Genomic DNA, 8,170 nt, shown 5'->3' with positions numbered 1-8,170 from the left:
TCGCCAGGGAGAAGATCATGCGCCACTGACCACAACAGACACGCCCAACGGCTCGAACAGCCAGCGCCGTCTGTCAGATCAAGTCCTGGCTAATACAGCGTCGAGATCACACGCATCGCCGACGATCTCGACTCCGCCGCGAGTGGTCGGATAAATGCCGAGGAAGTCTGGGAGCGCTATCCTGGCTGGTGAGCGCGTGGCAGGTTGGTGTGATCCTGCCCGGCAGCACGAAGCCGCATTCCGCCAAGCCGCAACCCCCCAGCGACATCCGCCGTTCGGCCTTGGTGGCGGGCTCACGGCCACGCCAGCGGTTGCGCCGCAGGCTGAACTGGTGATCATAACGGGTAACGTTCAGCTACTTGTTGTCGGGGAATATGGCTTGTGTCCGCCTCACCGGTCGGCGGCGCGCAGCGGTGACCGCAACCAGGTACTTCTCGCCGACACCGCTTCTCACTCTGCACCTAGCCGATGCCAAGTCCACGCGGCGGTGAGATGCGTCCGCGCACAGCTGACTTGCCGCGCTGGTGATCACGTCTATTATCGCCGTGCGCCGCCGGAGAAGCAAATGGGCAAACCACCAGAGCTGCTTTCCCTCAACGGGCAGCTGGTTACCTACGGGTCAGCATCCGTGCACATGCTGACGCCTGCCTTCAAGTACGGCGCCTGCACCTTCGAGGGTCTACGAGGCTACCAGGACGCGGCACTGAAGGAGGTGCATGTCTTCCGGCTGCGCGAGCATCTGGATCGGCTGCGATTCTCCATGCATGTCATGCGCTTCGACGACCCGCCACCCGACGAGGCGATGAGGCGAGCGCTACGCGAGCTGATCCGGGCCAACCGGATCGCGGGCGACTGCCACATCCGCCTGATGGTCTGGGTGGACGGCGATGGCGAGCAGACAGCCACCGGCCCGATCGGATGGGGCATGGCCGCACTGCCGCGCGACGCTGACCCGCGGGTCAGGGAGGGCATCCACGTCGCCGTCTCCTCCTGGACCAGGATCGGCGACAATGCGATGCCGCCGCGGATCAAGGTCACCGCGAACTACAACAACGGGCGCCTATCCGGCCTGCAGGCGAAGACCGACGGCTATGGTGGCGTGATCCTGCTCACCGCCTCCGGCCACGTCTCGGAGACGCCGGGCGCCTGCGTGTTCATCGTGCGCGAAGGGCGCCTGATCACGCCCTCGCACACCGACGACATACTGGAGAGCATCACCCGCGCCACAGTGCTGGAGTTGGCGCGCGACGAACTCGGCATCGCGGCGGAGGAGCGACCGATCGCCCGTACCGAGCTCTACGCCGCCGAGGAGGCCTTCCTCTGCGGGTCGGGCAACGAGATCCAGCCGATCCTTTCGGTGGACCGCCTGAAGCTGGGGGACGGCCAGCCTGGGCCGGTGACGCGCCGCGTGCAGCAGGTCTATTTCGACGCGGTGCGTGGCGCGCTGCCGGCGCGGCGGGGCTGGCTGACGCCGATGCTCGGCGGGGCCGCGCCATGAGCGGGCGCCCGGCCAGGCTGGCGATCGACGTCGGCGGCACTTTCACCGACGTCGTGCTGATGGACGAGGCGAGCGGCGCACTGCGCTTCGGCAAGGTGCTCTCGACGCCGGAGGACCAGTCCATCGGCTCGCTCGAGGGCGCGCAGGGCACGCTGGCGGAGGCCGGGGTGACGCCCGGCGCGGTGCGCGACGTGGTGCACGCCACGACGGTCGCGACCAATGCCGTGCTGGAGCGCAAGGGCGCGGTGACCGGCCTCGTCACCACCGCCGGCTTCCGCGACGTGCTCGCCGCGGGACGTGAGGCACGCTACGACATCTACGACCTCGGCATCACCCTGCCCGAGCCGCTGGTGCCGCGCGCACGTCGCCTGGAGGTGACGGAACGGCTCGACTACCGCGGCGAGGTGCTGGAGCCGCTGGACGAGGGTTCCGTCGCGGAGGCCGCGGCGGCGCTGCGTGCCTCAGGCGTGGAGGCGGTGGCGATCTGCCTAGTGCACGCACATGTCGATGGCGCGCATGAGCGTCGCGTGGCGGAGATCCTGCGCGCATCGCTGCCGGCGGAGGTGGAGATCAGCGTCTCCTCCGAGGTTGCGGGCGAGGCACGCGAATACGAGCGCAGCTCCACGGTCGCGGTGGATGCCTATGTGAAGCCGATGATGCGGCGCTATGTCGAGCGGCTGGACGAGGGGCTGCGCCGCGCGGGCATCGGGCAGCAACTCTCGCTGATGCTCTCCCATGGCGGCATCGGCGATGCGCGGGAGGTGGCCGCACGCCACCCGGTGCGGATGATAGAGAGCGGTCCCGCGGCGGGCGCAGCGGCGGCCGCCTATGTCGCACGCCAGGCGCTGGGCGGGGCGGATGCGGTCGCCTTCGACATGGGCGGCACCACGGCCAAGATGTCACTGGTCCGCGGCGGGACACCGGCCGTGACGCACGAGTACGAGGTGGCGCATGTGCACCGCTTCAAGCGCGGCTCCGGCCTGCCGCTGCAGATTTCCGCGGTGGAGCTGCTGGAGATCGGCGCCGGCGGCGGCTCCATTGCGCGTCTTTCCCAGCTCGGGCTGCTGACGGTCGGGCCGCATTCGGCCGGGGCGCGCCCGGGGCCGGTCTGCTACGGGCGCGGCGGGACGGAGCCGACGGTGACGGATGCCGACCTGCTGCTCGGCTACCTCGATCCCGGCTTTTTCCTGGGCGGCGCGATGCGGCTCGACGTGGCGGGCGCGACGGGTGCGATGGGAGCGCTGGGCGGCCGGCTCGGGCTGGATGCTGCGCAGACCGCCTTCGGCATCCACGACATCGTCAACGAGCACATGGCGGCCGCCATCCGCGCCCATGCCGCGGAGCAGGGCGTGGATCTGCGGCGCTTCGGGCTGATCGCCTTCGGCGGCGCCGGGCCGGTGCATGCCTGGGCCCTGGCGCGCAAGCTCGGCATCCCGCGCGTGGTGATCCCATTCGGCGCCGGCGTGGCCAGCGCCATCGGCTGCCTGGTTGCGCCGCCCGCGGTGGACATGGTGGCCGCCCTGCGCGCGCCGCTCGCTGCGCTGGACTGGCCGGCGGTGGCAGCGCGCGTCGCGGCGATGCGCGCGGGCGCGGAGGCGCTGATCGCCGGCCTGGCCGGACCGGATGCGACGACACGGATGGAGCTGGAGTTCGAGCTCCGCTGCGAGGGGCAGGGCTATGCCGTGGGCGTGCGGCTGCCGGAAGGCGTGCCGGTCTCGGCCGATGCGGTGCAGCCGCTCGCCGGTGCCTTCGCGGCGACCTATGCGGGCGTCTACGGCCATGCGCCGCCGCGGGTGCCGCTGGAAGTGGCGAATCTTCGCGCCCGGGTCGAACAGGTGAAGGCGCCGCCGGAGCTGCGCCAGCCACCCGGCCGCGGCGGCGATCCTGTCAAGGGCAGGCGCGCCGCACGTTTCGAGCGGCTCGGCGAGCCGGTGCAGGTGACCGTCTACGACCGCTACGCGCTGCCCGCGGGCGCACGCTTCTCCGGACCCGCCATCGTGGAGGAACGCGAGACCTCCGTCGTCATCGGCCCAGGCGCGACCTTCGGCCGGGACGAACTCGGCCACCTGCTGATCGAGACGGAGCCGCGCCGATGATCCTCGATCCGATCAGCGTCGAGGTGCTGTGGACGCGGCTGGTTTCCGCGGTGGACGAGGCGGCGCTCACGCTGCATCGCACGTCCTTCTCCACGGTGGTGCGGGAGAGCCACGACTATACCTGCATGGTGCTGGACCCCACCGGCCGCGCGGTGGCACAGGCGACGCGCAGCGTGCCGAGCTTCATCGGCACGCTGCCCATGTCGGCCCGCGCCTTCCTCACCAGGTATCCCGCTCACACTTGGCGTCCCGGCGATGTGGTGATGAGCAACGATCCCTGGATCGGGACCGGCCACCTGCCCGATCTCACTATCGCCGCACCGATCTTCCATCGCGGCACGCTGGTAGGTTTGGCCGGCGTCATCGCGCACATGTCGGATATTGGCGGCCGCCGGCGCGCGCCGGACAACCGCGACATCTACGAGGAAGGGCTGCAGGTCCCGATCCTGAAATGGCGGGAGGAAGGACGCCTCAACGAGACGCTGGCCGAGATCATGGCGCGCAACGTGCGCGTGCCGGAGGAGGTGCTGGGCGACATCCACGCCATGGTCGGCGCATCGGACAAGATGGGCCAGGGCGTCTCCGCGCTGCTCGTCGAGTATGGCCTGCCGGACCTCGCCGCAATCGGCGGCGAGATCATCGGTCGCTCCGAGGCCGCGATGCGGCGCACCATCGCCGAGGTGCCGGACGGCGAATACCAGGCAACGACGATGGTGGACAGCTTCGACACCGAGCGTCCGCTGAAGATGGTCTGCACCATCCGCGTGCGCGGCGACAGCATGGCGGTGGACTACACGGGCTCCGCCCCGCAGAACGCCTCTCCGCTCAATTCGGTGCTCGGCTACACGCGGGCCTATTCGACCTATGCCCTCAAATGCGTGCTGCTGCCGGAGGTGCCGAACAACGAGGGCAATGTCCTGCCGATCAGCATCGACGCGCCGGAAGGGACCTTCCTCAATCCGCGCTATCCGGCGGCGGTGGAGGCGCGCGCCACGGTCGGCCACTACACCACCAGCGCGGTGCTGAACGCGCTGGCGCTGGCGCTGCCCGAGCGCGTACCGGCGGAATCCGCTATCCCACTGCACGGCTTCACCATTCGCGGGCAGGCCATGCGCGACGGGCGGCAGAGGCCCTTCGCGGCAATCTTCTTCTTCTCCGCCGGCTTCGGCGCGCGGCCGGGCTCCGACGGGCCGGACACGCTGAGTTTCCCGACCAATGTCTCCAACACGCCGATCGAGGTGCTGGAAGCGGTGCTGCCCGTGCGCATCCGCGAGAAGACGCTGCGGCTCGGCTCCGGTGGCGCCGGGCGCTGGCGCGGTGGCGACGGGCAGCGGGTGGTGCTGGAAGTGGTGAACCCGGAGGGCGCCAATATGGTGATCCTCTCCCAGCGCCTGCGCTTCCCGCCGCTCGGCCGCCAGGGCGGCGTGAACGGCGCGCTCGAGCGCGTGCTGCTGAACGGCCAGCCGGTGCAAGGGGAGCGCCCCTTCGAGCTGAAGCAGGGCGACGTCTTCACGCTGGAGCTGCCCGGCGGCGGCGGCTTCGGTGATCCCACGATGCGCGATCCGGCGCTGCGCGCGCGGGACCTGGCGGAAGGTCGTTGCTGAGATGGAGGACGGCGCCGCCCCCGAGGTCGCGCTGTCCGGACGATGGGATGCGGCGGCGCTCGGCCTGGTGCTGCTGCTGACGATCGGTGCGCTAGTGCTGTCGCTGGGCTACCCCCTCTGGGGCGATTTCCAGCCGGGTCCCGGGCTGTTCCCCACGCTCGCTGCGGGGCTGGCCGTGCTGTGCGCCCTGGGGGCGCTTGGCAGTGCTCTTCTCGCGGAGCGCGGCGCCGCGACTGGCCGCGAAGAGGCGCGGGTCTGGCGGCGGCTGCTGGTCTATGCCGGCATCGTGCTGATCTGGGCGGCAAGTTTTGCGACGCTCGGCTTCGCGGCCTCCGGCGCGATCGCGCTGACCCTGCTGATGCGCGTGGGCGAGGGCATGGGCTGGCTGCCATCGCTCGCCATCGCCGGCGTCACCATTGCGCTCGGCTGGCTGCTGTTCGAGGTGCTGCTCGGCGTACCGCTGCCGCACGGCGTGCTGCCCACATGATGGAATCGCTGATCGGACTTGGGCAGGGGTTCGGCATCGCGCTCTCGTTCGGCAACCTGCTGTGGTGCCTGCTCGGCGTTGCGCTCGGCACCGCGGTCGGCGTGCTGCCCGGCCTGGGGCCGACCGCGACGATCTCGCTGCTGCTGCCGATCACCTTCCGGCTGGACGCCACCTCCTCGCTGATCATGCTGTCCGGCATCTATTACGGCGCGATGTATGGCGGCTCCATCACCTCGATCCTGGTGAAGATCCCGGGTGAGGCGAGTTCCATCGTCACCTGCATAGACGGGCATGAGATGGCGCGACGCGGGCGCGCTGGCCCCGCGCTCGGCATCTCGGCATTCGGCTCCTTCATCGCGGGCGTCGTCGCGACGCTCGGCGTCGCCCTGGCGGGCCCGGCGGTCGCCGATGTCGCGCTGGCCTTCGGGCCGGCGGAATACACCGCGCTGGTCGTGCTCGGCCTGGTGCTGGTGACGCAGATCGGGGAAGGGCCACGTATCCGCGCGCTGCTGATGGCCGCGCTCGGCCTATGGGGCAGCACCGTCGGGCTCGACCCGATCGAGGGCACGACGCGCTTCACCTTCGGCGTGCTGGAGCTGCAGGACGGGCTCGACATCGCGGTGCTCGCGATGGGCCTGTTCGGCGTGGCGGAGGTGCTGACGCTCGCGGCGGCGAAGGAGGGCTCGACGCAGATGGTGGACAGCCCGCGCGGCCTGCGCGCGCTGCTGCCGGACCGGGCCGACTGGCGCGCCTCCTCGGGGCCGATCGCGCGCGGATCGGTGCTCGGCTTCGCGCTCGGGCTGCTGCCGGGCGGCGGCGCGCTGATCTCCTCCTTCGCGTCCTACGTCATGGAGCGGCGGCTGGCGAAGGATCCCTCGCGCTTCGGCCAGGGCGCTATCGAGGGCGTAGCGGGACCGGAGACGGCGAACAACGCCGCGGCACAGGCCAGCTTCGTGCCGCTGCTCTCGCTCGGCATCCCATCCAACGTGGTGATGGGCGTGATGATCGGCGCGCTGATGATCCAGGGCATCGCACCGGGACCGATGCTGGCGACCGAAAGGCCGGAACTGTTCTGGGGCGTGATCGCCTCCATGCTGATCGGCAACCTGATGCTGCTGGTGCTGAACGTACCGCTTCTGCCGGTCTTCGTTGCGCTGCTGCGGGTGCCGCAGCGCATCCTGGCGCCGCTGATCCTGCTGTTCTGCGTCGTCGGCGCCTACAGCCTGCAGAACAGCGCCTTCGACGTGATGATGGTGGCAATCTTCGGAGTCGTGGGCTTTCTGCTGCGGCTGGTGCGGCTCGACCCGGCACCCTTCATGCTGGCCTTCGTGCTGGGCGAGCTGTTGGAGAAGTCCATCCGCCAGTCGCTGCTGATCGGCCTTGGCAGCCCGATGATCCTGGTGGAGAAGCCGATCTCGGCCGCCCTGTTCGCGTTGGCTGCGCTCGTGCTCTGCTGGCCGGCATTGCGCTGGATCCAGATACGCATAATGGGAGGAAGGAGAACTACATGACCGATCGTATCACACGCCGGATGACGCTCGCGGCCGGCGCCGCGCTGATCGCCGCGCCGGCAGGCGCGCAGGACTTCCCGACGCGACCGATCACCCTGGTAATCCCCTTTTCGCCAGCCGGCGGGTCCGACCTTACGGCGCGCGCGCTGGTCAAGGCGGCGGAGCCGATCCTCGGGCAGCCCATCACGGTGGTGAACCGGCCGGCCGGCGGCGGGGCGCAGGCGATGCAGGAAGTGGCCCGCGCAGCGCCGGATGGCTACACGCTGGTCAACTCCACCGCGATCCTGACCGCGATCGCGCCCAACATGCGCGACGTGCCGTACAACTCGGCGACCGACTTCACGCCGATCATGACCTATGGCGCCTTCAACACCTTCATCGCGGTGCGCGCCGACAGCCAGTACCAGACCCTGCAGGAGCTGCTGGACTTCGCCAAGGCGAATCCCCGCGTGGTGACGGTGGGCGTCTCCGTTATCGGTGCCAGCTCGCATCTCGGCATGGCCCGCCTGGCGCAGGATCGCGGTGCGCAGGTCAGCTTCGTGCCGTTCGGGGGCGGCGCCCCGGCGGTCACGGCGCTGCTCGGCCGGCACATCACCAGCGTCGTCGTCTCGGGCGAGGTGCTGCCGCATGTCGCCAGCGGCCAGGTGCGGCTGCTCGCCACGCTGATGGGCGAGCGCGTGCCCTCGCTGCCGAACGTGCCCTCCATCCGCGAACTCGGCTTCGACTGGTCGATGAATTCCTGGCTCGGCATCGCCGGCCCGGCCAACATGCCGCAGCCAGTGGTGAAGCGGCTGCAGGATGCCTTCCTGCAAGCCTCCAACGACGCGAACTTCAAGCGCGTGATGGATGAGATCGCGGTGGCGGAACTGCGCAACGACGCCGCCGGTGCCGCGCGCATCATGGCCGAGGACATCCGCTCCTTCGAGGCGCTGATCAAGGAGCTGAAGCTCGGCCGGTACGCCGCGAGATAGCGC

General features: G+C 70.1%; 6 protein-coding genes. All 6 read left to right on the top strand.

The features are described from left to right. Positions 1 to 634 precede the first annotated feature (634 nt). The 6 genes from ACESM1_RS26780 to ACESM1_RS26755 are packed head-to-tail and all read left to right on the top strand — an operon-like array spanning position 635 to position 8,167. The gene (locus ACESM1_RS26780; RefSeq protein WP_372624288.1) at positions 635 to 1,498 is read left to right on the top strand and encodes an aminotransferase class IV; all 864 of its coding nucleotides are present in this window, start codon (positions 635 to 637) and stop codon (positions 1,496 to 1,498) included. After that, a complete protein-coding gene (locus ACESM1_RS26775) occupies positions 1,495 to 3,594 on the top strand; it encodes a hydantoinase/oxoprolinase family protein (RefSeq protein WP_372624287.1) in 2,100 nt (699 codons plus the stop codon). Before ACESM1_RS26780 ends, ACESM1_RS26775 begins: the two co-directional genes overlap by 4 nt. Then, entirely contained in the window at positions 3,591 to 5,198 is a 1,608-nt protein-coding gene (locus ACESM1_RS26770; RefSeq protein WP_372624286.1) for a hydantoinase B/oxoprolinase family protein, read from the top strand. Before ACESM1_RS26775 ends, ACESM1_RS26770 begins: the two co-directional genes overlap by 4 nt. A 1-nt stretch (position 5,199) precedes the next feature. Beyond that, positions 5,200 to 5,685, top strand: a complete 486-nt coding sequence (locus ACESM1_RS26765; RefSeq protein ID WP_372624285.1) for a tripartite tricarboxylate transporter TctB family protein — start codon at positions 5,200 to 5,202, stop codon at positions 5,683 to 5,685. Further along, positions 5,682 to 7,196 carry a tripartite tricarboxylate transporter permease gene (locus ACESM1_RS26760; protein ID WP_372624284.1) on the top strand — a complete coding sequence of 505 codons (1,515 nt, stop codon included), beginning with the start codon at positions 5,682 to 5,684 and terminating at the stop codon, positions 7,194 to 7,196. The genes ACESM1_RS26765 and ACESM1_RS26760 overlap by 4 nt, the downstream gene beginning before the upstream one ends. Then, on the top strand, positions 7,193 to 8,167 hold the full coding sequence (locus tag ACESM1_RS26755) for a tripartite tricarboxylate transporter substrate binding protein (RefSeq protein ID WP_372624283.1): 975 nt from the start codon (positions 7,193 to 7,195) through the stop codon (positions 8,165 to 8,167). The genes ACESM1_RS26760 and ACESM1_RS26755 overlap by 4 nt, the downstream gene beginning before the upstream one ends. Positions 8,168 to 8,170: the final 3 nt, after the last annotated feature.

The sequence above is a fragment of the Falsiroseomonas sp. genome (assembly GCF_041690465.1).
Classification (GTDB): domain Bacteria; phylum Pseudomonadota; class Alphaproteobacteria; order Acetobacterales; family Acetobacteraceae; genus Falsiroseomonas.
The sequence above is the reverse complement of the archived record's forward strand: the minus strand, read 5'-3'. Positions and strand labels throughout refer to the sequence as shown.

Bases quoted from the DNA above. Each gene is read 5' to 3' on its own strand.
- ACESM1_RS26780 (WP_372624288.1), top strand. From the start codon at position 635: ATGCTGACGCCTGCCTTCAAGTACGGCGCCTGCACCTTCGAGGGTCTA.
- ACESM1_RS26775 (WP_372624287.1), top strand. From the start codon at position 1,495: ATGAGCGGGCGCCCGGCCAGGCTGGCGATCGACGTCGGCGGCACTTTC.
- ACESM1_RS26770 (WP_372624286.1), top strand. From the start codon at position 3,591: ATGATCCTCGATCCGATCAGCGTCGAGGTGCTGTGGACGCGGCTGGTT.
- ACESM1_RS26765 (WP_372624285.1), top strand. From the start codon at position 5,200: ATGGAGGACGGCGCCGCCCCCGAGGTCGCGCTGTCCGGACGATGGGAT.
- ACESM1_RS26760 (WP_372624284.1), top strand. From the start codon at position 5,682: ATGATGGAATCGCTGATCGGACTTGGGCAGGGGTTCGGCATCGCGCTC.
- ACESM1_RS26755 (WP_372624283.1), top strand. From the start codon at position 7,193: ATGACCGATCGTATCACACGCCGGATGACGCTCGCGGCCGGCGCCGCG.